19 protein-coding genes, 2 pseudogenes and 1 riboswitch are annotated in these 25,450 nt (G+C 40.3%); of the genes and pseudogenes, 9 read left to right on the top strand and 12 right to left on the bottom strand.

Going from position 1 to position 25,450, the window contains the following annotated elements; all coding sequences use genetic code 11:
* Positions 1-45: 45 nt before the first annotated feature.
* Positions 46-152, top strand: a riboswitch (glycine riboswitch).
* Between the two features lie 97 nt (positions 153-249).
* From O3670_RS02140 to O3670_RS02130, 3 genes are all read left to right on the top strand, one after another.
* On the top strand, positions 250-1,593 hold the full coding sequence (locus O3670_RS02140; RefSeq protein ID WP_073685283.1) for an alanine/glycine:cation symporter family protein: 1,344 nt from the start codon (positions 250-252) through the stop codon (positions 1,591-1,593).
* Between the two features lie 127 nt (positions 1,594-1,720).
* Positions 1,721-3,091: a tRNA uridine-5-carboxymethylaminomethyl(34) synthesis GTPase MnmE gene (mnmE, locus tag O3670_RS02135; RefSeq protein WP_073685281.1), complete on the top strand. Its 1,371-nt coding sequence runs from the start codon at positions 1,721-1,723 to the stop codon at positions 3,089-3,091.
* A 175-nt stretch (positions 3,092-3,266) separates the two neighbouring features.
* A complete protein-coding gene (locus O3670_RS02130; protein WP_371595745.1) occupies positions 3,267-4,175 on the top strand; it encodes an AraC family transcriptional regulator in 909 nt (302 codons plus the stop codon).
* A 35-nt stretch (positions 4,176-4,210) separates the two neighbouring features.
* Here the strand turns inward: O3670_RS02130 and nt5e are convergent, their stop codons facing one another.
* The 11 genes from nt5e to O3670_RS02075 all read right to left on the bottom strand — a co-directional run bounded on the left by nt5e (position 4,211) and on the right by O3670_RS02075 (position 16,768).
* Complete coding sequence (nt5e, locus tag O3670_RS02125; RefSeq protein WP_155124053.1) at positions 4,211-6,457, bottom strand: cell surface ecto-5'-nucleotidase Nt5e; 2,247 nt, start codon at positions 6,455-6,457, stop codon at positions 4,211-4,213.
* A gap of 109 nt (positions 6,458-6,566) precedes the next feature.
* Complete coding sequence (locus O3670_RS02120; protein ID WP_021144153.1) at positions 6,567-7,220, bottom strand: amino acid ABC transporter permease; 654 nt, start codon at positions 7,218-7,220, stop codon at positions 6,567-6,569.
* A gap of 58 nt (positions 7,221-7,278) precedes the next feature.
* The gene (locus tag O3670_RS02115) at positions 7,279-8,127 is read right to left on the bottom strand and encodes a transporter substrate-binding domain-containing protein (RefSeq protein WP_155124052.1); all 849 of its coding nucleotides are present in this window, start codon (positions 8,125-8,127) and stop codon (positions 7,279-7,281) included.
* Positions 8,128-8,229: 102 nt separating this feature from the next.
* Entirely contained in the window at positions 8,230-9,681 is a 1,452-nt protein-coding gene (locus O3670_RS02110; protein WP_201036289.1) for an amidase, read from the bottom strand.
* 83 nt (positions 9,682-9,764) lie between these two features.
* Positions 9,765-10,394 (bottom strand): orotate phosphoribosyltransferase, encoded by a 630-nt coding sequence (gene pyrE / locus O3670_RS02105; RefSeq protein WP_004182503.1) that lies wholly within the window; start codon positions 10,392-10,394, stop codon positions 9,765-9,767.
* Between the two features lie 87 nt (positions 10,395-10,481).
* Entirely contained in the window at positions 10,482-11,177 is a 696-nt protein-coding gene (gene pyrF, locus O3670_RS02100; RefSeq protein WP_371595744.1) for an orotidine-5'-phosphate decarboxylase, read from the bottom strand.
* Between the two features lie 245 nt (positions 11,178-11,422).
* Positions 11,423-12,865: a HEPN domain-containing protein gene (locus O3670_RS02095; protein WP_070475982.1), complete on the bottom strand. Its 1,443-nt coding sequence runs from the start codon at positions 12,863-12,865 to the stop codon at positions 11,423-11,425.
* Positions 12,866-13,205: 340 nt separating this feature from the next.
* Positions 13,206-14,162 carry a dihydroorotate dehydrogenase gene (locus O3670_RS02090; protein ID WP_173014508.1) on the bottom strand — a complete coding sequence of 319 codons (957 nt, stop codon included), beginning with the start codon at positions 14,160-14,162 and terminating at the stop codon, positions 13,206-13,208.
* 9 nt (positions 14,163-14,171) lie between these two features.
* Positions 14,172-14,945 (bottom strand): dihydroorotate dehydrogenase electron transfer subunit, encoded by a 774-nt coding sequence (locus O3670_RS02085; protein WP_238799541.1) that lies wholly within the window; start codon positions 14,943-14,945, stop codon positions 14,172-14,174.
* 341 nt (positions 14,946-15,286) lie between these two features.
* Positions 15,287-15,835: a DJ-1 family glyoxalase III gene (locus O3670_RS02080; RefSeq protein WP_048790285.1), complete on the bottom strand. Its 549-nt coding sequence runs from the start codon at positions 15,833-15,835 to the stop codon at positions 15,287-15,289.
* Between the two features lie 132 nt (positions 15,836-15,967).
* Positions 15,968-16,768, bottom strand: a complete 801-nt coding sequence (locus O3670_RS02075) for a TraX family protein (RefSeq protein WP_048790284.1) — start codon at positions 16,766-16,768, stop codon at positions 15,968-15,970.
* A gap of 518 nt (positions 16,769-17,286) precedes the next feature.
* Between O3670_RS02075 and O3670_RS02070 the strand changes: the two genes are divergently transcribed.
* The 3 genes and pseudogenes from O3670_RS02070 (at position 17,287) to O3670_RS02060 (ending at position 22,056) form a co-directional block, all read left to right on the top strand.
* Complete coding sequence (locus tag O3670_RS02070) at positions 17,287-18,945, top strand: Rqc2 family fibronectin-binding protein (RefSeq protein WP_048790283.1); 1,659 nt, start codon at positions 17,287-17,289, stop codon at positions 18,943-18,945.
* Between the two features lie 174 nt (positions 18,946-19,119).
* Positions 19,120-20,664: a glycosyltransferase family protein gene (locus O3670_RS02065; protein ID WP_048790282.1), complete on the top strand. Its 1,545-nt coding sequence runs from the start codon at positions 19,120-19,122 to the stop codon at positions 20,662-20,664.
* Between the two features lie 50 nt (positions 20,665-20,714).
* Positions 20,715-22,056, top strand: a pseudogene (locus tag O3670_RS02060) (MATE family efflux transporter).
* A 45-nt stretch (positions 22,057-22,101) separates the two neighbouring features.
* Here O3670_RS02060 and O3670_RS02055 read toward each other — a convergent pair.
* Positions 22,102-23,070, bottom strand: coding sequence for an ABC transporter substrate-binding protein (locus O3670_RS02055; RefSeq protein WP_048790280.1), 969 nt, complete (start codon positions 23,068-23,070; stop codon positions 22,102-22,104).
* Between the two features lie 218 nt (positions 23,071-23,288).
* Between O3670_RS02055 and O3670_RS02050 the strand changes: the two are divergent.
* The 3 genes and pseudogenes from O3670_RS02050 to O3670_RS02040 form a co-directional block, all read left to right on the top strand.
* Positions 23,289-24,218: pseudogene (locus O3670_RS02050) on the top strand (DEAD/DEAH box helicase); the annotation flags it as partial.
* Position 24,219: 1 nt separating this feature from the next.
* Complete coding sequence (locus O3670_RS02045) at positions 24,220-24,411, top strand: hypothetical protein (RefSeq protein WP_048790279.1); 192 nt, start codon at positions 24,220-24,222, stop codon at positions 24,409-24,411.
* 72 nt (positions 24,412-24,483) lie between these two features.
* Positions 24,484-25,119, top strand: a complete 636-nt coding sequence (locus O3670_RS02040) for an HAD-IA family hydrolase (RefSeq protein WP_048790278.1) — start codon at positions 24,484-24,486, stop codon at positions 25,117-25,119.
* The last annotated feature ends 331 nt before the right edge of the window (positions 25,120-25,450 follow it).

Here is a 25,450-nt window from a genome sequence, read left to right as displayed (position 1 = left end):
ACAATAAAATAAAAACCGAGTGATGTCATCAGGAAGACTGGTGATTGACGGACTTCTGGAGAGATCTTGAAGCAGCCTTAGCTGTAAACAAGACACCGAAGGGGCAAGGGGTAACAACCGAAACTCTCAGGTAAAAGGACAGAAAGCATCGCAAGTTTATTTACTTGTAGTAATAGCTTTGTATTCTCAGAGGTCTGGTTAAGCCAAACCTCTTTTTTGACGTCTCGGTTAAAGGAGATTGTTACATTCATGTTAGACTTTTTTACTACCATTGATGATTTTGTCTGGGGTCCACCACTTTTGGTCCTTCTTGTAGGAACTGGGATTTACCTTACGCTTCGTCTTGGACTTTTGCAAGTTCTTCGTCTTCCTAAAGCTTTTAAACTTATCTTTGCTGAAGATAAAGGGGAAGGTGATATTTCTAGTTTTGCAGCCCTTGCGACAGCTCTTGCTGCAACTGTTGGTACAGGTAACATTGTTGGGGTAGCTACAGCCATCAAAACTGGTGGACCTGGTGCCCTTTTCTGGATGTGGATTGCCGCTTTCTTTGGTATGGCAACCAAATATTCCGAAGGTCTTTTGGCTATTAAATTCCGTACACTTGACGACCAAGGTAATGTATCTGGTGGTCCAATGTATTACATCACACACGGTTTCTCTGGAAAATGGCAAATATTTGCTAAACCTTTGGCCTACTTCTTTGCCTTTGCAGGTGTCCTTGTTGCATGGTTGGGGATTGGTACTTTCTCTCAAGTTAACTCAATCACCGCCTCACTTCAAAACAGCTTTGACTGGTCACCAAAAATCGTAAGTATCTTACTTGCTCTTATAACTGCTGCCATCATTTTTGGTGGTATCCAATCTATCTCTAAAGTTTCTGAAAAGGTCGTACCATTTATGGCTGGACTTTATATCCTAGCAGCTCTTGTGGTTATCTTTACAAACTTTAATCAACTTTTACCAGTTCTTGAAATGGTCTTCCAATCTGCCTTTACTGGGAAAGCAGCCGTAGGTGGTTTTGCTGGTGCAACAGTCATGGTCGCTATGCGACTTGGTATTGCGCGTGGTGTCTTCTCAAATGAGTCAGGTCTTGGATCAGCTCCTATCGCTGCCGCCGCCGCTAAGACCGAAGAACCTGTTGAACAAGGTTTGATTTCGATGACAGGTACTTTCATTGATACGATTATCATCTGTACACTTACAGGTCTTGCTATCCTTGTAACTGGTCAATGGTCAGGTAGCCTAGAAGGTGCCCCAATGACACAAGCCGCCTTCTCTTCTGTTTTTGGTACATTTGGTGAAATTGCCTTAACACTTTCTTTAGTTCTCTTTGCCTTTACAACAATCTTGGGTTGGTCTTACTATGGTGAACGTTGTTTCGAATTCATTTTCAAATCAACTAAATTCCTTCCACTCTACCGCTTCATTTTTGTGGTTATGGTTGCTCTTGGTGGTTACCTCACACTTGATGTTGTTTGGAAAATTGCAGATATCGTAAACGGCTTGATGGCATTGCCTAACTTGATTGCCCTCCTAGTGCTTTCACCAATCATCATTAAAGAAACCAAATCATACTTTGAACGCCACAAATAAACAAAAAGAGCTCAGGCTCTTTTTTCTTGGCTTTATCAGCACCAATCCTTGCGACTACTGCTCTTTTGCGTTACAATGAAATTAAATCATTTTAAAACTTATACAGAAAAAATCCAAAGGAATAACTATGTCAATTACCAAAGAATTTGATACGATTACTGCCATTTCAACGCCCTTAGGTGAAGGTGCTATCGGTATCGTTCGCTTATCTGGAACCGATGCTATTGCTATTGCTAATAAAGTTTTCAAAGGAAGAGATCTAGAAACGGTTGCTTCACATACTATCAATTACGGCCATATTGTCGAAAATGAGGAAACCATTGATGAAGTCATGGTAAGTGTTATGCGTGCGCCAAAGACCTTTACGCGTGAGGATGTCGTGGAGATCAACACTCACGGTGGGGTTGCTGTGACTAATGAAATCCTCCAACTCCTTATTCGTTCTGGAGCTCGTATGGCTGAGCCTGGAGAATTCACCAAACGTGCCTTTTTGAATGGTCGTGTGGACTTGACTCAGGCCGAAGCTGTTATGGATTTGATTCGTGCTAAAACTGATAAGGCTATGGCCGTTGCCGTCTCTCAACTTGATGGGTCGCTCAAGGATCTCATTAACAACACTCGCCAAGAAATCCTTAACACCTTGGCTCAAGTCGAAGTGAATATTGATTACCCAGAATATGATGATGTTGAAGAAGTCACCACAGCTCTTGTCCGTGAAAAAACGCAAGAGTTCCAAGCACTTTTAGAAAATCTTCTTGCCACTGCTAAACGAGGAAAAATCCTACGAGAAGGCCTTTCAACGGCAATCATTGGTCGTCCAAATGTCGGAAAATCTAGTCTTCTTAACAATCTCCTACGCGAGGAGAAAGCTATCGTAACAGACATTGAAGGTACCACCCGTGATGTCATTGAAGAATACGTTAATATCAAGGGTGTTCCACTTAAGTTAATCGATACTGCTGGTATTCGAGACACAGATGATGTGGTTGAAAAGATTGGTGTTGAGCGTTCCAAGAAAGCTCTCGAAGAGGCTGACCTGGTTCTCCTTGTGCTTAATAGCTCTGAACCGTTAACAGAGCAAGACCGTACATTATTAGAAATCAGTCAAAATAGCAATCGCATCATTCTTCTAAATAAGACAGACCTACCACAAGCAATCCAAATGGAAGAGCTTCCCAAAGATGTCATTCCAATTTCAGTCCTCAAGAATGAAAATATTGACAAAATCGAAGATCGCATCAATCAGCTCTTCTTTGATAATGCTGGCCTAGTGGAGAAAGATGCTACTTATCTCTCAAATGCCCGTCACATTTCACTCATTGAAAAAGCTCTCGAAAGTCTTGAAGCAGTCAATCAAGGTCTTGAATTAGGCATGCCTGTTGACCTCTTACAGGTTGATATGACACGCACCTGGGAAGTTTTAGGAGAAATTACTGGTGACGCCGCCCCAGATGAACTCATTACACAACTCTTTAGTCAGTTCTGTCTAGGAAAATAAACATAACTAAATTTATGTAAAAAGGATGCTTAGTCATCTTTTTATTTTGCATACTTAAATACAGAAATAAAATTATGTAAACTTAAAACTACCAATACTATAAGACGATTAACTCATGCTTTTTAAGAAAGAAAATGCTATCATGGTATTATCCTATGATTTTGAAAGGTTAATCATGAGTCAAGCAGCTACTGATACTGATTTTAAACATTTGATAGATTTTGATGATAATCTGCTTCCGTTTCGACTGGCGGAAACTATGGTCGAAAATGGACGTCCTGATATTTTATTTCATTGGCATCCTGAGCTTGAAATACAGTATGTTTATGAGGGGACAGCTCGCTATCATATTGATTATGACTATTTTGACAGTCAGGCTGGAGATATTTTTTTGATATGTCCTAATGAGCTTCATTCGATTCATCCCATAGATAATCAGTCTCATCATACTGATACCCTTCATTTTCATTTGGATATGTTGGGACAGTCTCTGGTGGATCTGCTTAGTCTCCGTTATCTTCAGCCCTTACAGAATTCCAATTTTAAGTTTAAACAATGTCTAAGACCATCAGACGAGGGTTATACGGAAATTAAAGCACTTCTCTTCGAGATTTTTAGGATAATTCGTCAGAAAGATCGTCACTATGAACTTCTTCTCAAGTCAAAACTAGAGGAATTAATCTATCTCTTCTACTTCTATCGCTTGGTAGAGCGAAAGACTTCTGATGATCATTATCGTAAGAATGAAAAAATTCGGGAAATTATTGATTACATTAACCAGCATTATGCCGAAAATCTCACTATTGATAAGTTGTCATTGCTTATGGGGTATAGTAAGACTCACTTTATGACGATTTTTAAGCAACAAACTGGTACCTCTTGTACCGAATTTATCATTCAAGCAAGACTTAATGCTGCTTGTGAAGAGCTCCGTAATAGTGTTAAACCAGTTTTGGAAATTGCTACTGATGTTGGTTTTAACAATTTATCAAATTTCAACCGTCAATTTAAACACTATTACGACCAAACACCAAGTCAGTATCGAAAAACACATAGCAACAACAAGAAAACAAAAAAGAGTTAGCCAAATGGTTAACTCTTTTTTTATCTGCAAACTTCTTAGTATTTCTCTTTACCTTTGTGTTTTCCACTAAGTCCAAAGAGAGTTAGCAGCATACCAAGTCCGAGGAGCCCAGCGTGTGAGGCCTTGTCACCTGTTGTAGGAAGAACTTCAGTTTGAGCAGAAGCTTCTGCCACTTTTTCTGTTTCTTTAAGTGCTTCGTTTCTTGTTGAAACGAAGAATACTTTACCATTAGGTGTCGTTACTACTTTAGATACAACTGGTTTAGTTGTTTTAAGGTCTTCAGCAACGCTAGATGGCGTAACAGGACTCAATGGATTAAGTGTAGGGTCTTCTGCATTTTCTTTGTTGTTCAAGGCAGCAAAATCAGCACTTGAAATAGAAATGGTACGTGAGTTTGGATTGATAACTGCATACTTAGATAGGTCTGCACGTGTCAAGTAATCCGCAAAGACGGTATCCATTGAAGGACCTTCTTCACGAGGACCGCCCAACATTGTGAAGCCATCACCACCAGCAGCCAAGAAGTCATTCGTTACAAGGTAGTAAGTTCCGTTTGTGTTGAGTGGTTTATAGACACCAGTTTCTGGATCCAAAATGTCAATTGACAAGATACGTTTTTCAGCTGGAAGAGTTGTGTCATAGTAAACACGAGCTCCTGAGACTTGAAGGAAACCACCAGATGGTTCAAGAAGAGGTTGACCATTTTCATCCAGAACAGTTTTACCGCTTTCGTCAACTTGGAGAATAGAACCAAGAGATTTGACAAACATATCATGGATATTTTGACCTGTTACTTGAATTTGAGCAACTGAGTTACCAAATGGAAGAACGGCAATGATATCACCTTTAGTAATTGGCTTGTCTTTGGCGATTGTTTCACGAAGACCACCACCATTTGTCACGGCAAGGTTAGACTTGTGTGTGAAAGCTGATTGTCCGTAATCTAAGAGAGCATCAGCGACCACATTACCAAGGTTGGTTTCACGAACACGAACATCCATACGGTCACCGCTAAGTTTAACAGGGCTATTTTCGATAACGACTTTCGAAGAATCTGCCTTGTACTTAGCTTGGATATCATCAATCATAGCTTTAACTGTTGGGTTAACTTGATAATTCTTCTTAGCTTCGTCATGTGAAATCACGCCATGTGACAAGACACGGTCAGAATTATAAACGACGCGACCAACATTGTTAAGGTAGCTACCAGTTTGGTTGTAAGTAACGTTATCACCGTATGTCGCTGTGTGGAGAGTGTGTGAGTGACCATCAAGGACAAGAACACGTTTTCCTTTCAAAGGGGCATAATTTGAAAGAGCTTCTGCCAAAGTTGATCCACGCCATTCAACTGGAGTTGTTGTATCAATACCCAAGTGACTAAGGACAACATAAGTCTTATATTCCTTACCTTCGGCACGGGCATTTGATTCCACTTGGTCAACAACAGCCTTAACCTCAGTAATAGGATCAGTGAAAGAGACGCCAGGAATGTTACGAGGGTGTGTCTTAGTAGCTGTCTCAGGTGTCGTAACACCAATAACAACTACTTCATCTCCATCAACACCAGGTGTTTTGTCAACGATTGTAGATGGTTGGAAAAGACGGACGCCATCTACATATACGTTAGATGTGATGATTGGGAAATTGATTTGTTTGCTCAAACGACGCAATTGGTCAAGACCAAAGTCAAACTCATGGTTACCCACTGTCATGGCATCAAAACCAACAGCATTCATGACGCTTGCCATGTCTTCACCTTTAGAACTGTTTGAGATTGGAAGTCCTTGGAATGAGTCCCCGGAGTCAAAGACAAGGGTTGTTCCTTTTGAACGAGAATCATTTACGATACCAGACAAAAGGGCATCACCAATAACTCCGTTACGATCATCTTCAACCATACGACCGTGAACATCGTTGGTGTGAAGGACAGTTACAGTGTCGTTGCTGGCACTTGTGCTAGCATTTGTCACGACTTCTGTTGTAGGAGTTGCGGCTGCAGTTGCTGTTTCACTTGCTGTAGCAGAAGGTGTTTCGCTTGTTTCAGCTGTTGAAGCAGTAACAACTGATGTTGAACTAGCTACTGGTGCTGCAGACTCGCTAGATGCAGTTGTTGCTACAGTAGATGTCGCATTGGTAGTTGCCTCTGTAGCTACTACTTCAGTGCTTGGTGCTGTTACACCTGCATGAGTTTCTACCTCGTCAGCATGGACAGCATTGGCCAAGATGGCAGTTGAGACAAGTAGGGTTGATAGGGTCGTTGCAACGACTGTTTTCTTCTTCATTCCAAAATACCTTTCTGATTGTTAAATCGTTTTTATTATACCACATTTATAAGATTAGAATTAAATAAATTTCAATGTTTTATTAGATAATAAAACAATTTTTTAATAATCAATAGGTAGCTAAACGTTTTTCAAGATAGCCTTGAAGCAGTTCAAAAGTAAAGCTCAAAGTCCAGTAAATAAGGGCGATTAGGATATACATAGACATGTAGTCATACTCACGCCCACCGATAATCTTAGCATTTTGGAAAATGTCAGGCACTGTAATCATAGCCGCCAACGAGGAACTCTTTACCATGTCAATGATGACATTACCAAGAGGTGCTACTGCTATACGCATGGCCTGAGGTAAGATAATTCGACGGATAATAGACTTCTTAGGAAGACCAAGAGAGCGAGCGGCTTCCCACTGCCCCTTATCTACGGCAGCTATGGATGAACGAAAAATCTCTGCCATATAAGCGGCACTAACACAGGAGAAACCAATAAAGGCACAAAGAAGGGCGGGCAGCTGAACACCAACGTAAGGCAGACCAAAGTAAAGAATGAAGAGGACAACCAACATTGGGACTCCACGCATGATGGAAATATAAACACGGGCAGGATACTTCAACCAAGGCTTTTGCGACATCCGCATAAAGGCAAGGATGATGGCAAATACATTCCCTACCATAAAGCTTAAAAGGGAAATCCCCAAAGTATAGGGCAAACCTGATAGGACATAGGGAATGCTTTTTAGAATCAGTGAAAAATCAATAATCATAAGTCTATCTTTCTAAACATTTCTTTAGCAAATAAGCGATCCAATCGGATCGCTCATATTATTCAACATCAGAGATGTCAATCTCAGTGTAGTCAACTTTTGTTTTCTTTGTAACGTCTTGACCAGCAAAGAACTTCTCTGAAATCTTGGTAAGGGTACCATCTTTCTTCATGTCTTTGATGGCTTTATTAACTTTTTCTTGAAGGGTTTTATTCTTCAATGAGAAAGTAAAGCTTGTTGAGTAAGGGTTGCTGTAGATACCATCGTTGATCTTAACAGGGTACTTATCTTTGATAGCGGCTACTGCCATCTTTTGCAAATAGTAATCGTTGACGATAACGTCTGTACGACCATTTACCAGGTCTTGCATATAAACGTCATTGGTAACATTATCATATACGACGAGTTCAGCACCCATTTTTTTGGCAATCTTCATGTACTTGGTACTTGCAGCACCGGCTGCTTTCTTGCCTTTGAGGTCCTTCCATGAAGAAATTCCTGAGTTATCCGATTTACGGACTACCATGGATGTAAATGAATACTTGTATGGTTCAGAACGCAAGAATTTTTTAACGTTCTTGTTGTCGTCTTCGAGTGAGTAGTTGGCGATATCTACTTGACCACTATTTACAGCAGTAAGCATGCCATCCACGCCCATCTCCGTGAAGTCAATTTTCAACTTAAGACGTTTTCCAACTTCTTTGAGAATCTCAACGTCATAACCAGTCAAATTGTTCTTATCATCGTGGTAGCTTTGTGGGTAAAGTGTTCCAGCAGTCGCAACCTTGATGCTCCCACGTTTCTCAATCTTTTCCCAGTTCTTCTCACCTGTACTTTGTGATGAGCAGGCAACCAAAAAGACCGCAGCCAAAATTAGGCTAAATACGGCGAAAAATCTCTTTTTCATCTATGTGTCTCCTTAAAAGATAAAATTAAGTTAAAAACTTATAATCTTAGCCTACACTATTTGAAAGGGTTTCACAAAATATTGAACCGGAAATGAGAATGTCTAGCTAAAAAACGAACGTTCTTCTATCTGTTGGGCCAATTGTAAGATGAGGTCTTCTCTTCCCTTGGCAGCTGTCAGTTGAACACCGAGTGAGAGACCCAGCTCGTCCCGATAGACAGGTAAAGAAATCGATGGTTGTCCCGTCAGGTTAGCTTGTTGCGTGAAAGGCGTCCAGTCTAAGCTGTCCGCAAACATTTCCCAAATAAGTTCCTGTTGCTTTGGCCAATCAAAATCAGCCATATGTTTGAGTTGATTTTGTAAGTTTTCAGAAAGGGCAAACTGTCCATGCTTAGGTGCCACATCCGCAACTGTTGGTGTTAGAAGAATATCGTAAGTCTCATGAAAATTCGCCATCTGATGGCTATACTGATCCCACTGGGCTAGAATTTTAGAGTAAATTATAGCAGGAATCTTTTGCCCAGATTGGAAAATAGCCCAAGTCATCAACTCCATATCTTCAAAGGTCATCTTCCGTCCTAAACCAGCCTTTATGGAATCAAACATAGCAGCCGTCTCGACACTATTCATGATGTAGTAAGACTGCATAGCTTCAATCCCATTCAAGGGCTGATTGCTGATTTCATGCACATGATGTCCGAGACTTTCCAATGCTCTAGCAGCCTTTTTTGTCGCCGCAATAGCAGATTCTGACACCTTATCACCAATAGGAGAGACAGTCGAAAAGGCAATCTTCAAAGGTCTAATAGGTTCTTCTAAAGACACTTTGCTAAGTTTCGGTAAGATAAAAGGACTTTCCATCTGACACGTCTGCATGTGGTAGAGCAAGCGTTTTGTATCGCGTACAGTCTTAGTTAAAGCAAACTGGACAGAGGCTCCCTGCCAGCCACGGAAAGAATTAGGACCGACAGGAATCCGTCCTCTGCTAGGCTTAAGCCCGATAAGTCCGTTAAAGGAAGCTGGAATACGGATAGATCCTCCACCGTCACTAGCCGGTGCCAAGGGAGAAATTCCAGAACTCACAAGAGCTGCCGCACCACCACTTGATCCGCCAGCATTACGTGTCACATCGTCAGGCAGATTAACAGGACCATGAATCTGAGCATCACTGATATTTTTGAAACCAAACTCAGGAGTGCTAGAACGTCCTAAAATAATAAAGCCCAATTCCTCAAGTTTCTTAACATAATTATCGCTTTCCTTAGCTCGATAACTTGTAAATAGGCGAGAACCCGCTGATGACGGCTCACCAGCTTGCTCTTGACCCAAATCCTTTAGGAAAATCGGAACTCCAGCAAATGGTTTATCTGATAAGTCTCTAGTTTCTGCTTCTTTCAATGCTTTATCGTAGCGTTGACTGACGATAGCATTGATTTTAGGATTCGTCCTCTCTGCTTCACGAATGGTAGCCTCCACTAGTTCTCGGGGACTGACCGCCTTATTTTGAACAGCTTCAGCCATTGCCGTTGCATCTGACCACTCATTAATTGTCATCTTATACTCTCCCTGCTTATCTTTTCCTAAATTATACTAAAAAAAGCGAAACGCCTAAAACGTTCCGCCTTAAATCTTGATAATTAGTCTTGCCAAGTCTCTTGATTTTCTTTGAATTTCTTCAAAAGTTGAAGTCCATCTGCTGTGATGTAGCCTTGAACTTTAGCGACTTTGATCAACTCAGTGTAGTTTGAAAGAGTAACCAATTTCACACCAGCATCCGCAAAGTTTTTCTCAGCTTTTGGCAATTCGTAAGTGAAGATAGCCACAACACCGATAACATCAGCCCCTTCACGCTCTGCAGCTGCTACAGCATCAAGTACTGAACCACCAGTTGAAATCAAGTCTTCAACAACAACCATTTTTTCGCCTTTAACCACACGACCTTCGATTTGGTTACCAGCACCATGATCTTTTGGTTTGCTACGGATGTAGGCAAACGGAAGGTTCATCTTGTCAGCGATAATCGCACCGTGAGGAATACCAGCAGTTGCAGTACCTGCAATCACTTCTACTTCAGGGAATTCTTCTTTAATCTTTTCCACAAAACCATTTTCAATAAGTGTACGAGTTTCAGGGTAAGATAAAGTGATACGGTTGTCTGTGTAGATTGGTGATTTGATTCCTGATGCCCATGTAAATGGTTCTTCAGGTTTAAGGTAAACAGCCTTGATATCAAGCAAGTCAGATGCGATTTGTGATGCTAATGTCATAATTATTATCCTCCGTAAAGCGTTTTCTATTCTTTATTATAACCTAATTCCATCTATTTTCCTATGAAATAAGGTCTTTTTGAAAATTTATTGACCCTTCCATTGGGTCTTGATGTCGTGATAAGCTGCTACTGGATCATCAGCTTGTGTAATTGGACGACCAACAACAATGTAATCTGAACCAATTTGACGGGCATCGGCAGGTGTCATGACACGTTTTTGGTCACCAACTGCTGCTCCTGCTGGACGGATACCAGGTGTCAAACAAACGAAATATTCATTTGTTGCTTCTTTGATTTTCGCTACTTCGTGTGCTGAGCAGACAACACCATCAAGACCTGCTTCAGCAGTCTTCTTAGCATAATGAACCACTGATTCTTGAAGTGTGGTTTGGATATTTTGAAAATCACGCATTTGCTCTTCAGAGGTGGAGGTCAACTGTGTTACAGCAATCAAGATTGGACCATCTCCCAAGCCCTCACGCGCAGCCTTCATCATTTCCACACCACCAGCCGCATGCACATTAGTCATATCAACGCCAAGGTTAGACAAGACACGCATAGCTGATTTCACAGTATTTGGAATATCGTGAAGCTTAAGGTCAAGAAAAACACTATGACCAAGCTCTTTAACGTAGCGCACAATCTCAGGCCCAGCCGCATAGTAGAGCTCCATACCAATCTTCACATAGAGCTTTTCATCAGCAGGAAACTTAGCAAGGAAAGCCTTCACATCCTCAAAAGTCGGGAAATCAAGGGCAATAACAGGACGATTTTCTCTCATTTCTTATATCCTTTCACACAAAAAACCTCCGCCAGTCAGCGAAGGTTGCACGAAAATAGGGCAGTCCCTACCCTTTAGTGATGCCGTAGCATCTCAGTACACCTTTCTCGCCTCTCTGGACTCGATTAAAGGTTCAGTTCAATTTGTTCCATTATAGCGCTTTTATGAGGGAATGTCAAAGGGGGTATCTTTAATCTCTATCCTGTAGTACATTAATGAAATTTTTAAAACTTATTTCAAAGTCTTTAGAAACCTATATATTCATATTTCATTCTTAATTCTTGGTAGATATAATATCTTAAAACTTCTCGAAGAAGCAATGTTGTTTCGTACATCTCACTGATATCTGTTATCAATTTTGGATATTTATCCTTCGAATCACCGTGAGTATAATAATTGCGTGTTTGAGTTAATTTTTTTATCAGCAATTCTCTCTCTACATTTGAAAAAATTTTAGACTGATTAAGCTCATCTATTGAATCAAATAAATTTTTCAACCGTTCAGAAAGACTTGGTTCTTTCTTATTAAATTTCAATCTATTTCTAAACTTACCTCTAACCTCCTCTAAGAGATTTGTATTTATAAAATTGAGCAAACATCGTTTTTGTTCTTCTTCAATATCAGATAAACGTTGCGGTATTTTAAAATTCTTAAAATTTCTTGAATATACTTCTAGATTTCTGATTGCATCAACCAACTGATTTTCCAAGAATAAGTTACCATGAAGATTTTTTGAAAATTGTTTAACTATAAAATCAAGTTCCTCAGATTTATCAAACCAATGATTTAAAATAGCTTCAAAATTATTCTCTAATCTCTTTAAAGAGATATCTTGCTGAGAATTTGATTTCCATTTTTTAGACTTTCTAGCATGTTGCACAAAGAATTTTCCTTTTGTCAGTGGCAAACGTTTATCATCTACCATTTTATAATCAACTAGAAATTCAATATTAGTAAAAGACAAAGGTATATTTGATAAAATTTCAATAAGGTCCTTAATCTTGCATGAAGCATGATAAAAATCATTAAAAAGTCTTTTTTTTGAATCAGCTGAAGTAAGTTTAATAAAATAATCACTTGTAAATGATATGTTTGTAAACGAAGAATGTAGTATTGCTGAATCCTCAAAGTTCATTCCTACTGATTTTATTAACGCTTTTGTTGATTGATATTTATGTACTGCACTCTTAAAAATAGTTTGATTCTTATCACGCTTAATGGTCACCAGTGATTTGGCAATCCATTCCTCAATGTGTTCGAAACTAAATTTAAATTCTTTTACTTTTTCAGAATCTAATTCATTTATTAATTTCTTAAAGGCTTCTGAATTATAGTCAAAGTTTTCTACTTCATTATAAAATACACTGTAGATTTTAAAGTCTTTAACTCTATATTTAGTTATTGAAAAACCAGGATATGATAAATATACCATCGGTTCTCCATAAGTGTTTAAAATTAAAATATTGCCATCACTAGTGAATCCATATATTTTTTCCAAATGCTTGCCAAGATTAAAAGAAATACCTAGGTCCTCTTCAAATTCGCCAAATAATTCTAATACAATTTCTCTTGAAGAATAATGTAAAATACCGCTCAAATTATTCTTACTATTGAAATTATCTGGACATTCTGAAAAATAACCTTTTATATCAAACTCTTTGTCCCAAGTATAATCTTTAAATTTCATAATGCTCCTTTTATTTTTTTAAACGTTTTTCTGAGTTTCTAAATTTAAAAAATCAAATACATAGCTTCAAGAAATTACAATACAAAAAATCTTTTATCTATCAATAATGATATTATACTCCAAGAATACTTAGTATTTCTAGAAAAAATAGTTCACCCATTCGAGGTAGAATACTAACTAATATATAGATATAATCTGGCATTAACTGAACTTCGATTATTTAAACGCCTTTATAATGATATATTTTATTCACAACGCTAGAGAAAGAATTGAACATAAAGTCACCAATAAAAAAGATGGAAGTTTTAGTTTCCATCTTTTTACTTTTAAATCAATTATTCTATTTCCCCAACAAGTCTGTTCGAACTTCCTTACGCAAGTCTTCAAGTGTTGTGATACCGTACTTGTCCATGACTTCAGGGAGGCGATCGATGATTTTAGGGCAGGCATAGGGATCTGCGAAGTTGGCTGTTCCGACACCGATGGCTGAGGCACCAGCGATGAACATTTCGATAGCTGCTTCGGCACTGTCGACTCCCCCCATACCGATGATTGGAAGGTCTGAAGCTAGAGCAACTTGGCGGATAAGTTTAAGGGCTACTGGAAAGACGGCTGGCCCAGACATACCACCTTGACCGTTGGCAATGATAGGTTTGCGAGTAGCCAAGTCATAGCGTGTTCCGACCAAGGTGTTAATCATGGTGAAACCAGTCGCACCGGCATCTTCGACTGCTTTGGCGACACTTGTGATATCAGCCACGCTCGGTGTCAGTTTGACATAGACGGGCACATCAGAGTGAGAGACGCTGGCTTTTACTGCCGCATAGGCAAGCTCTGGAACTTGTCCGATGAGTAGGCCGTTATTGCCATGGTCCACGTTTGGACACGAGATGTTGAGCTCGATCGCCTTGACGTTGCTGGCTTTGGAAATCTTATGAGACACTTCTGCATATTCTTCGTTTGAAAATCCAGCTACATTGGCAATGATTGGAAGCTCAGGATAATGCTCCTGCAACCAAGGGAGTTTTTCAGACAAGACAGCATCAACACCAGGGTTTTGCAAGCCAATGGCATTGAGCATGCCTGATGGTGTTTCCGCCACACGGGGTGTTGGATTACCAAAACGAGGGTTGGCGGTAGTAGCCTTAATCATGATTGACCCTAGTTTATCCAAATCATAATACTTGGCATACTCTTGACCAAAACCAAAGCAACCTGAGGCTGGAATAATAGGATTTTTCAAGTCGAGCCCTGGAAGGCTAATAGCTAAACGATTTTTTGAATTCATCTCTGACATAGTAACCTCCTAGACGATGACTTTTCCAGTAGGGAAAACTGGCCCTTCTTCACAAACACGAAGATTTTTGGCGTCCGACTCTCCTTTAACGTGAACCACACAGGCATAGCAAGCGCCCATACCACAAGCCATGCGGGCTTCCATAGAAACATAGGCGTGAGGGTGATTTTCAAACTTGCTATCGACATATTTAAGCATGCCTGGGGCTCCGCAACTATACACGGCATCTGGTGTCCAGTCGAAACCATCAATAACTGTCGAAACGTAACCCTTGATACCGTATGAACCGTCATCAGTCGTCACGTAGACTTCACCACAAGCTCTGAGTTTATCCTCCAAAATGACAGCATCCTTATTGGCAAAACCAATGACTGATACAACTTCCACTCCCTTAGCCTTCAACTGTTTAGCTGTCTCAACCAAAGGTGGCACACCAATACCTCCACCAACTAGGAGGGCTTTCTGCCCAGCCTCAATAACTGAAATATCAAAACCATTTCCCTGAGGGCCCATGGTATCGATGGTTTGCCCAGCTACCATCTTAGACAGAATAGCTGTTCCCTCGCGTTCCACTCGATAGACAATGGTTGCCTCTTTCTTGTCATAGTCAATCTCTGAAATGGAAATCGGACGACGAAGGAGTTTGCTTGGGTCTGGCACTTTGAGATGGACGAACTGTCCAACCTGCATATCTGCAACCATCTCTCCCTTAAGCACCATCTCGAAAATACGAGGTGCAATCTCACGCTGACTCACAATGGTTAAATCTTCAACTAAAATCATGACAACCCTTTCTAAACTGCAAAATGTCATCAAAAAAACCTCGCCACATGGCAAGGTCGCACAAAAAATCACAGGAGAGCCCTGCTGTTTCACTCTGTCCGACCTTTTAAGCCTCTCTGGACTCATTTAAAGGTTATTTTGTGATTATTATAACCGTTTTCAAGACGGATGTCAAAGGAGAAAAGAAAAAACCAAAGCTCTAAAAACTAAGCTAAGGTCTCTCCAGCCTATAACTAGGCCCTCTGTTTGATACGTTCTCAATCATCTCATAGGGTAACATAAATTATCAATATTCCTAACAATAGGTGTTAAGAATATTGGATAACCGTCTTAAAATAAGATTATTGGAACAATCTGTCGTAAACCATAGTATGAGCCAACTGTTGACCATCGCCACCCAACAAATCAACCAAGGCATAGGCAAAGGCTAGGGCTGTTCCGGCACCACGGCTAGTGACAATATTGCCATCAACAACCACCAAGTCAGTTTGATGCTCGCCAGATGCAATTTGTTCTTCAACACCTGGGAAACATGTGAATTTGCGACCTTCAAGAAGACCAGCACGTTCGAGAACAATTGGTGCTGCACAAATGGCAACAACGTATTTTCCAGCTTTTGAAGCTTCTTGAAGAGAGGCAATCAAGGCTTGGTTGTCGCGTAGATTAGTTGAGCCAGGCATACCTCCAGGAAGGACCACCAAGTCATAATCCGCAAAATTACCATCAAATACACCATCCATAGCGACTTGAATTCCATGTGAGCCAGTCACTGACGTACTTTCAAGTCCTATCATGCTACAGTCAAATCCTGCTCGGCGGAAGACATCCACTGGGCTCAAGGCTTCGATTTCTTCAAATCCTTCCGCAAATACTACTGCTACTTTTGTCATGATATACCTCCAATTGACTTATCACTTGATTCTATTACGCCTTAAATTATAGCAGTTTTAGAAGCAGGAAACAAACCATAAAAATTGACTTTGAACATGAAAAAAGACAGCACAAGGACTGTCTTTGTCATTTTATCTAAACAAACTTGCTAGGATCCACAAGAGATAAATATGGGCTGGATAGAAAATATAGAAGAAATTCTTGTTACCACTACCACGTTCACCATTATAGAAATACATAGGAATTGCCGCAAAGATCATCATCCACTGAACGCCTGTCGGGTCAAAAAGATGGGCAATCACTGAAATAACAACTAAAACAATGATTTGAGCCATACGATTGGTACGGAAAATATAGAATAGCAACCCCAAAATAACCATTACAAAGCCACCCTCAACCATGATAATACTTGGCACAAGTGACAAGATAAAGGCAACAATCTGCACAACGATTGGGTTTGCATGTGGCGTTTCAAATATGCCTGCAAGAATCACAACTGGAATAGATGAAAGAATCGGCAAGAGAAAAACACCAATCCCTTGAATCAACTCCTTGTTTGATTTATCGCGAAGCCCCTTAGCCAACAAATCCCAAGAACAAATAAAAATCCCAGTAATAAAGAAGGTTGAAAAGGCATTGTTGGTTAAACTGATACTACCATTATGAAAAATACTACCAATGATGGCGTTGCCAATGATCATAAACCAACTCATGTAAAGCAGACGCCTGAGAAAAGCCATACGATCATGAGTGTAGTGAAAACTATCAGCAGCAAGAAAGAGGAAAATTGGGAAAGACAGACGTCCCAACATCGTCAACCATATAGGTGCCCCCATACTCCCGAACATCTGATAGATTTGGTCCAAAAACATAAGTGCAACAGCTAGGTATTTTAAATTAGTCGCATTGCATATCTTTTTTATATCGTTCATTTAATGCTCCTTTAATTTTCAGCATATTAAATGATACCACAAGTCAGATATAAATTCAAAGGTATTCAGGGAAATAAAAGACATAACTTTTTAACTATTTTAGCGGAACAATTTTTGTAATAAAGAATGGTTCATAATAATAACAAACTCAATTTCGACTACCCATCCAAAGCATTTTTACTCTCTTTGTGCTATAATAGTTAGGCAATATTTACGTTCATAACGTATGCAAATTATTTAAAAAAACTAACAAAGCCCATAAACTCTGCAAGTTTTTGAAATATCTTTTTTTGCGAGCAGAGCGAGCAATTAACTGAGACTTTCCGCTGTGTTAAAAGCGCCTGAAACTAGAAGGTTTCAGGCGCTCGGAATTTTTGAGACGTTAGGTAGGCTCAAAAATTAGTCATGGAACTTTGTAAAAGTTCGCTGACGTCCGCCAACACCTAAGGAAAGTCTCACAGAAAATTTTATTTTTAAAATAAAACAATTATTATCAATAACAAGAAAGGAAGTACATCATGTCTTTTGACGGCTTTTTTCTTCATCATATGACGACTGAGTTGCGTGAGCAAGTGCTTTACGGGCGTATCCAGAAGGTTAATCAGCCCTTTGAGCGTGAGTTGGTCCTGACCATTCGTAACAATCGTCAGAATTACAAGCTTCTGCTTTCGGCTCATCCTGTCTTTGGGCGTATTCAGACGACCAAGGCTGACTTGCCAAATCCGCAGAATCCAAATACCTATACCATGATTATGCGGAAATACCTTCAGGGAGCGGTTATCGAGGATATCCAGCAACTGGAAAACGACCGTGTCCTTGAGATTTCCGTCTCTAATAAAAACGAAATCGGTGACAGCGTCAAGGTTACTCTAGTTATGGAAATCATGGGGAAACACTCCAACATTATCCTGATTGACAAAAACGAGAGCAAAATCATCGAATCTATCAAGCATGTTGGTTTTTCACAAAATAGCTATCGTACGATTCTACCGGGGTCAACCTATATTGCCCCACCAAAGACGGATGCCACGAATCCTTTCGATATTCCAGACGAAAAGCTCTTTGAAATCTTGCAGACGGAGGATTTATCAGCTAGAAACCTTCAAAAACTTTTCCAAGGTTTGGGGCGTGACACGGCCAATGAATTATCAACCTTACTTGAGACTGATAAGCTCAAGAATTTCCGTGCCTTCTTCAATCGTGAAGTAGAGCCAAACTTAACGGCTAAGGCATTTTCAGCTGTAAGATTCTCTGATAGTCAGGACCAACCGGAGTTTGAAACCTTGTCAGCCCTTTTGGACTACTACTACTTGGACAAGGCGGCGCGTGACCGTGTGGCTCAACAAGCGAGTGATTTGATCCACCGAGTGCAAAATGAGCTGGAAAAAAACAAGAAGAAACTTGTCAAACAGGAAAAAGAGCTTGCGGAGACTGAAAATGCCGAGGAGTTCCGTCAAAAAGGTGAACTTTTGACCACCTACCTCAGCATGGTGCCAAACGACAAGGACAGTGTCGAGCTAGACAACTACTACACTGGTGAAAAGATTACCATTCCACTAAATGTAGCTCTAACACCTAACCAAAATGCTCAGCGTTACTTCAAGAAATACCAGAAACTCAAGGAAGCTGTTAAGCACTTGACTGGTTTGATTGAGGAAACCAAGCAGACTATTGATTATTTGGAGAGTGTGGAGTTTAGTCTTTCTCAAGCCAACATGGATGAAATCGAAGATATTCGTGAGGAGCTTGTTCAGGCTGGCTTTATGAAGCGTCGTTCAACTGACAAGCGCCACAAACGTAAGAAACCTGAACAGTATCTGGCTTCTGATGGTAAGACCATTATCATGGTTGGTCGTAACAACCTGCAAAATGAGGAGTTGACCTTCAAGATGGCTAAAAAGGGGGAGCTCTGGTTCCACGCCAAGGATATCCCAGGTAGTCACGTGGTTATCAAGGACAATCTTAACCCAACTGATGAAGTCAAAACAGATGCGGCTGAATTGGCAGCCTACTACTCTAAGGCACGTCTGTCAAACTTGGTTCAAGTCGATATGATTGATGTTAAGAAACTCAACAAACCAACAGCCGGTAAGCCTGGATTTGTAACTTATACGGGACAGAAGACCTTACGTGTCACACCGACTGAAGAAAAAATTGATAGTATGCGGATGAAATAGTCTGCTTTACAAAATCAACCTCTCTTGTTTTAGAAACGAGAGAGGTTTTCTATGTCTTCATTAGAGCAATTTCTTTCGTTGATGAATGAGATTTTCTTCTTGTTTTCATTACATTTTTCCGACGACTGTGCTAAACTATAAGGGTAATTACCTATATTAAAGGAGACTTTCAGCATGAAGGCTCTTATGTCATATACGAGTTCTGTTTTAGAATGGTTAGGGCGCTATGTTGGCCTTTTAGTCTTTGGGCTATTATTTGTGACTGCTTTGTTCATTCGCACGACCATGATGACGGGATACTTTGAATGGGCAGAGATTAGTAGCGTTCCTTGGTATGTTTATGTTTCAGGTGGGGCCATTCTGCTTTTGACCCTTCTCTGGCCTAAAATCTTAAAGGAACTGACAACAAAGCAGATTTTCATCTTTTTTTCCGTTTGCTTTGTGAGTTTTGGCCTACTTTTGATTTTTCTGACCAGTTTTGCTGGTCGAGACGATGCAGGTACTGTCTTTAAAGGGGCGGTCCAGTTCAATGCTGGCGACTTCTCCTTAATAAAACCAGGAGCCTACTTCTACCGCTATCCGCATCAGTTGGGGTTGCTCAGTTTTGAACGCTTGGTTCTCTATCTGATTCCTTTACCAGTTATCTCTGTTTTCTATGTATTGAATCTTGGCATGGTCATTGGTATGAACTATTCTACATGGAAAATCACGGATGAACTGTTTACGAGGCCTTTAGTTAGTCGTTTGGCTGTCATCATGAGCTTTGGTTTCTTGCCTCTAGTATTTAACATTATGTTTGCCTATGGACTTATGTATGGGTTGTTCTTTTCTAGTTTTGCCATTCTCTTCTTTCTACGTTACTTAAGACGTGGTAAGGCTAGGAATGCGATTATTTCGGTGGCCATGCTATCTTTAGCCTACTGGGTAAGGAGCAACAACATCATTCTCATTATTGCTCTATCTGGTATTTTGATACTATTGACTCTGAGAGAGAAACGTTACCGCTATTTGCTTTTGGTTTTGGCTTTCTTTGCCTTTCCTATGAGCTTGCATAAGGCGACGACCAGTTACTATGAGATTACCACCCATCAAAAAATTCCTGGAACACCTCAGATTGCTTGGCTGGCCATGGGCTTACAGGACAAACCCGATTCTAAACGCATGCCAGGATGGTATACCGGCTATGTCCGTGACATATACGCCAAGAAAAAGGGCAATATCGAAAAGATTGAAAAAAGTGCCAATCACCTTTTTGATAAGCGTGTTCAATATCTCCTAGCACATCCTGATGAAGCCAGTTGGTTCTTCAGTACAAAGTTTATCAGTTCTTGGACAGAGGGAAGCTTCCAGTCCATCTGGAATGGCCCAAGTAAAGACAAGTTTCAGCCCTTGTGGAATAGGTTTGCGACTTCTATCTATCACGATGGGACCCTGCATCTCTTTTTTGTAACCTATATGCAAGGCTATCTCCTAGTCCTATATCTTGGTGGTGTGTTCTACTACGCTTTCACTTATAAACGAATGGGAGACGGAGCAATCCTAGGCCTCTATGCCTTCCTCTATCTCTTTGGAGGTATCCTCTTCCACCTCATATCAGAGACTAAGAGCCAGTACACTTTACCTTATATTTACTTACAGATTCCAATGATTGCGGCGGGCTACAACCATATGACACAAATACTTAGTCGCTATCTAAAAAATAGGCGAAAGTCATCCTAGGATGGCTTTTTGTCATTGTTTCACAATTACAATCTTGTTATAATAGTTCTATGAAAAATTCATCGGTTGATCTTTTACGAGGCCCTATTTTGCGGTCTCTTTTAATCTTTGCTCTACCAATTCTGATATCCAATATTTTCCAGCAACTCTACAATACAGCCGATGTCATGATTGTGGGACGCTTTCTAGGGCCAGATGCCTTGGCTGCTGTAGGAGCTTCTTCTGCTATTTTTGACTTGGTTATCGGATTTGCATTAGGTGTTGGAAATGGTATGGGCGTTGTTATCGCACGTTACTACGGTGCTCAAGACTATAGGAAACTTCGTCAGTCTGTGGCGGCCACAGTTGTCATAGGCCTGGGCTTAAGCGCCTTGGTTATGATTCTAGGACATTTCGGGCTCTATCCTTTGCTACGATTTTTAGGAACTCCTGCTTCTATCATCGGGCAATCTTACCAGTATATTTCTATGGTTGTCTCCTGTGTTGGGGTTACTTTGGGTTATAATCTGTGTGCTGGTCTCCTCAGAGCAGTTGGTGATAGTCTGACAGCCCTCTATTTTCTGATTTTTTCAGCTCTGGTCAATATCATTTTAGACCTTTTCTTTATTACACAACTCCATCTTGGTGTTCAATCAGCAGGCTTGGCAACGATTATTTCTCAAGGACTTTCGGCAATTCTCTGTCTTTACTATATCAAGAACAAAGTCTGACTTCCTTCTACCAAGCAAGTCAGACTTTGTTCTTGATTCAAGTCTTTATTTGGACCTTTTTGGACAAGGAATGGCCATGGGACTCATGAATTCCATTGTTTCTATCGGTACCGTGACCTTACAGTATGCCATTAACGGCTTTGGTCCTCTCATCATTAGTGCTCAAGTGGCGGCAAGACGGATTATGTCCTTTGCTGTTCTCCCTTTGACTTCACTTGCTGCTGGGGTGACGACCTTCACCTCTCAGAACTTCGGGGCCAAACAGTTTAAACGCATAGTAGCTGGGTTAAAGCAATCTTGTCTTGTTTCTATAACTTGGTCTGTCATTGCTTGTGCCCTCCTCTATGTAGCAAGCCCCTTCTTGGCTGGTCTTATCTCTGGTTCAGATAATGCTGTGATTATTGATAATGCCAGTCGTTACCTCCGTATCAGTTCTCTCTTTTATCCTATTTTAGGAATGCTCTTCATCTTTAGAAATAGCCTGCAGGGTCTAGGTAAGAAACTGACACCTTTAACCTCTAGTTTCATTGAGCTTTTTGGAAAAATTCTCTTTGTTCTTTTGGTCATTCCTTCTATGGGTTACCTTGGCGTTATCCTATGCGAGCCCTTGATTTGGATTCCCATGACTATTCAGCTCTATTTTGCCTTGAGAAAGCATGTTAAACGCTTGTTTGTCAGTTAAACTTTTTTTGAACATAGAAAAACGACCGTCATGGTCGTTTTTAGTTTAGTTTAATCCCCATTCATCAGAAATCTGTTTCATAATAGCTTCTTGGGAGACAATCCCAAAGCCCAGCATGTAGGTTGAGTAATCAGCATAGATGACCTTGTTATTTTGAACAGCCTTAAGGCTAGTCCAGACAGGGCTATTTTTAAGTTTGTTATCTAGGAGTTCTTGAGAATCTGCTTGAACAATCAAGAGGTCCGGATTAAGATCTTTAAGCTTATCGATATCAATAACTTGGTACATATCCTCTGGATTAAAGGTTTGAGCACGATTGAACTTGTAAGTGTCATAGAGATAACCAAAATGTCCATAAGCATAATAACGAATGTCATTGTCCGTCACGCGCAGATACATGAGTTTTTGGTCACCAAACTTAGCCTTAACATTTTCGGCAAAAACAGCTTCCTTGGCGTCCATTCTATCAAGAGCATCTTTCATTTCATCACGCTTGTCAAATATTTCGGCAACCTTGAGCGAGGTTTCATGGTAATCCCAATTTTCATCTGTGTTTATGCGATAACCAACGGTTGGGGCAATCTCAGACAAATCCTCGTAAAGGTCTTCTTGCTCTACTGTCATAAGGATAAGATCTGGCTTGAGCTCTTTGATTTTTTCCAGGTCAGGAGTCTTTTGCCAGCCGACAGAGACCACATCTGCATCCTTGTAGTGTTTCTTAAAGAGAGTGGAAAACTCTTGACTCCCTTCCTGCTCTGTTGTGGCACCTACAGGTGTGAGGTCAAGTGGTTCTAGGATTTCACCGTATAGGTTGTCAAGGATAACAATACGCTTTGGCGCTTTTTTCAACTCAGTTGTTCCAAAATCATGAACAATAGTCTTAGCCTTAAAAGTATGACTGCTCTTACTATCATGAGCACTTTGGACAAGGTTCATACTCGGCAAGTAGTATAAAAAAAGACCTGAAATAATAGCTAGAATAGCTACTAAATAGAGAAGATTTGTTTTTTTCATTTAAACTCCTTAAATGTAATCAGGACTATCAGTTACCTTTAACGTTATCTTAAAATTTCTTTAATGTCAATGGCTAATATCTTGATTTAGAAGGCTATTTTTGATTTAGCTCCACTACAGAAGTTAACAGTAAACAATTTAGGGATTTACTAGTATTAACAAGGGCAAGTTAGGTCCTGAATCTATGTTATAATGATAAGTAACACTGGAGGGAAATTATGTTACATGAGCTTTCATTTAAGGGACAATGGCGACAGTATCAAAAGCGCATTCTTGCCAAGAGTGATACTTACATGTCTGATGGCAAAATCCACTTAGTAGCTGCACCTGGATCAGGGAAGACGACTTTGGGAATTGAATTTATAAGACGTTTTTGAAATCCTAGCTTAATTCTTGTTCCGACCGTCACCATCAGGCAGCAATGGGTTGATAGTATTAAACAGGCATTTTTAAATGATGTTAGTCAATCTAACCAACTAATATCTCAGGACTTGAAGCAACCCAAGATCATTACCGTTGCAACCTACCAAGCACTGCATAGTGCTATGAATCAACTTGAGGGAGATGCCCTATCTGAAGATACGGACGATACTGCTGACCAAGAACATTATGATTTTCAAGGCTTTGACCTTATAAAGACCTTTAAGGAGTTGGCTTTAGGAACACTCTGTTTAGATGAGTGTCACCACTTACGTAATGAGTGGTGGAAGAGTTTAGAGATCTTTCGTAAGTCATTTCCAAATCTCAAAGTGGTCTCCTTGACTGCGACACCTCCCTACGAAGGGGAGCCAGCCCTTTGGGAGCGTTACATCAGCATGTGCGGTGTTATTGACGAAGAAATCACAGTCCCTGAACTGGTTAAGGAAGGAACACTCTGCCCTCATCAAGACTACGTTTATTTTGCCTTTCCAACTAGGGAAGAACAGAAACACCTAGATCAGTTTGAAAAGCAGAAACACGACTGTTTAAATAGACTCTCGGCGGATGAAAACTCCTCTAGGACCATTCAATCTAGCTTGGCACTGACAAGTCAGATTACTGACGACGACTTATTAACCAATCCCAAATACCTTTCTGCTCTACTGATTTTCTTACGTTTTAAGGGTCTGCCTCTCCCTCAATATTTTCAAGAGCTACTTGGTGCCAAGTATGTTTGAAAGACGAAAGGATGATGCAACCGCCTTTCTTGAACGTATTCAAAAGAGCGTTGGTAAGTATGATCTGATTTATATTCGAAGTGCACAAGGACGTCCTATTCTTCTTGAAGCTCGTATCAAGGCACTTGGAAATAAGCAAGAACGTACGATTACACGTAAAAAAGTCATGTCCAGCTTGGAATGACGATTAGCTCAAAACTTACTATGACATTCTATCATGATATAATAAACAAACAACATTGTATTGGAGAATCATATGACATTTACACACATTTTCTTCGACCTTGATGGTACTCTTGTAGATAGTTCCGAGGGCATCCACAATGGTTTTGTCCAAACCTTTGAAAGACTGGGCCTACCTGTTCCTAGCGACCAAAAAATTCAAAGCTTCATGGGCCCTCCTCTCGAAGTTACCTTTAAAGAAGAAATTAGCGAGGAAGGTGCTGAACAAGCTGTTCAACTATATCGTGATTACTACGGCACTAAAGGACAGTTTGAAGCTCGCCTCTACGACGGTATAAAAGATGTCCTCGAAAAGCTGAGTCAAGATCCAAATAAGAAAATCTATATCACGACTTCCAAAAATGAGCCTACCGCTCTGGAAATGTGCGAGTACCTTGGCATCACTGAGTTTTTTGACGGCATCTATGGGGCCACACCTGCTGCTTTCCACAAGGCTGACGTCTTGCAGCGTGCTATTGCTGAAAATAATGCGAATAAGGACCAGTCTGTCATTGTTGGCGACACCAAGTATGACATGATTGGCGGAAAAACGGTTGGTGTCAAGACCTTGGCTGTTACCTGGGGATTTGGGACAAACGAAACCCTCTTGGCAGAAAATCCTGATTTTGTAGCTGATACTGTCCAAGAACTCTGGGATATTTTGAAATAATAACTAATACATGAAAAGAGCATGACCATACAAGCATGCTCTTTTTGTCGCTGGTCAACAGGGACAATCTCCTGTTGAGTTTTTTAATTCCCTCACCATCGCTTATCAAACTAAATCCCTAATCGGTCGGTTATGTTAAGATAGAAGTAGCTCATAGTTTTTCCTCGGATTCTGTTTGTGTGGTTACTTACAGTTTACACCAATGAAACGCTATGAGTTTTTTATTGCACTTATATTGTATATTCAAGAGATAAAAAATCACCAACATACAATGTATGACTACCTCATTACATATAAAGGATAAGACAAAGGTGGTAAAATGAAAGCGTAA

The sequence above is a fragment of the Streptococcus sp. 27098_8_74 genome, assembly GCF_041431705.1.
GTDB classification, from domain to species: Bacteria; Bacillota; Bacilli; order Lactobacillales; family Streptococcaceae; genus Streptococcus; species Streptococcus salivarius_E.
The sequence above is the reverse complement of the archived record's forward strand: the minus strand, read 5'-3'. Positions and strand labels throughout refer to the sequence as shown.

What these genes read in the sequence shown, in the direction of transcription:
- nt5e (WP_155124053.1), bottom strand. Translation starts at nt 6,457, where the DNA reads ATGAAGAAGAAAACAGTCGTTGCAACGACCCTATCAACCCTACTTGTC.
- O3670_RS02070 (WP_048790283.1), top strand. Translation starts at nt 17,287, where the DNA reads ATGTCTTTTGACGGCTTTTTTCTTCATCATATGACGACTGAGTTGCGT.
- O3670_RS02090 (WP_173014508.1), bottom strand. Translation starts at nt 14,162, where the DNA reads ATGTCAGAGATGAATTCAAAAAATCGTTTAGCTATTAGCCTTCCAGGG.
- mnmE (WP_073685281.1), top strand. Translation starts at nt 1,721, where the DNA reads ATGTCAATTACCAAAGAATTTGATACGATTACTGCCATTTCAACGCCC.
- O3670_RS02140 (WP_073685283.1), top strand. Translation starts at nt 250, where the DNA reads ATGTTAGACTTTTTTACTACCATTGATGATTTTGTCTGGGGTCCACCA.
- O3670_RS02055 (WP_048790280.1), bottom strand. Translation starts at nt 23,070, where the DNA reads ATGAAAAAAACAAATCTTCTCTATTTAGTAGCTATTCTAGCTATTATT.
- O3670_RS02110 (WP_201036289.1), bottom strand. Translation starts at nt 9,681, where the DNA reads ATGACAATTAATGAGTGGTCAGATGCAACGGCAATGGCTGAAGCTGTT.
- O3670_RS02085 (WP_238799541.1), bottom strand. Translation starts at nt 14,945, where the DNA reads ATGATTTTAGTTGAAGATTTAACCATTGTGAGTCAGCGTGAGATTGCA.
- O3670_RS02115 (WP_155124052.1), bottom strand. Translation starts at nt 8,127, where the DNA reads ATGAAAAAGAGATTTTTCGCCGTATTTAGCCTAATTTTGGCTGCGGTC.
- O3670_RS02130 (WP_371595745.1), top strand. Translation starts at nt 3,267, where the DNA reads ATGAGTCAAGCAGCTACTGATACTGATTTTAAACATTTGATAGATTTT.
- O3670_RS02045 (WP_048790279.1), top strand. Translation starts at nt 24,220, where the DNA reads ATGTTTGAAAGACGAAAGGATGATGCAACCGCCTTTCTTGAACGTATT.
- O3670_RS02040 (WP_048790278.1), top strand. Translation starts at nt 24,484, where the DNA reads ATGACATTTACACACATTTTCTTCGACCTTGATGGTACTCTTGTAGAT.
- O3670_RS02065 (WP_048790282.1), top strand. Translation starts at nt 19,120, where the DNA reads ATGAAGGCTCTTATGTCATATACGAGTTCTGTTTTAGAATGGTTAGGG.
- pyrF (WP_371595744.1), bottom strand. Translation starts at nt 11,177, where the DNA reads ATGAGAGAAAATCGTCCTGTTATTGCCCTTGATTTCCCGACTTTTGAG.
- O3670_RS02080 (WP_048790285.1), bottom strand. Translation starts at nt 15,835, where the DNA reads ATGACAAAAGTAGCAGTAGTATTTGCGGAAGGATTTGAAGAAATCGAA.
- O3670_RS02075 (WP_048790284.1), bottom strand. Translation starts at nt 16,768, where the DNA reads ATGAACGATATAAAAAAGATATGCAATGCGACTAATTTAAAATACCTA.
- O3670_RS02095 (WP_070475982.1), bottom strand. Translation starts at nt 12,865, where the DNA reads ATGAAATTTAAAGATTATACTTGGGACAAAGAGTTTGATATAAAAGGT.
- pyrE (WP_004182503.1), bottom strand. Translation starts at nt 10,394, where the DNA reads ATGACATTAGCATCACAAATCGCATCTGACTTGCTTGATATCAAGGCT.
- O3670_RS02120 (WP_021144153.1), bottom strand. Translation starts at nt 7,220, where the DNA reads ATGATTATTGATTTTTCACTGATTCTAAAAAGCATTCCCTATGTCCTA.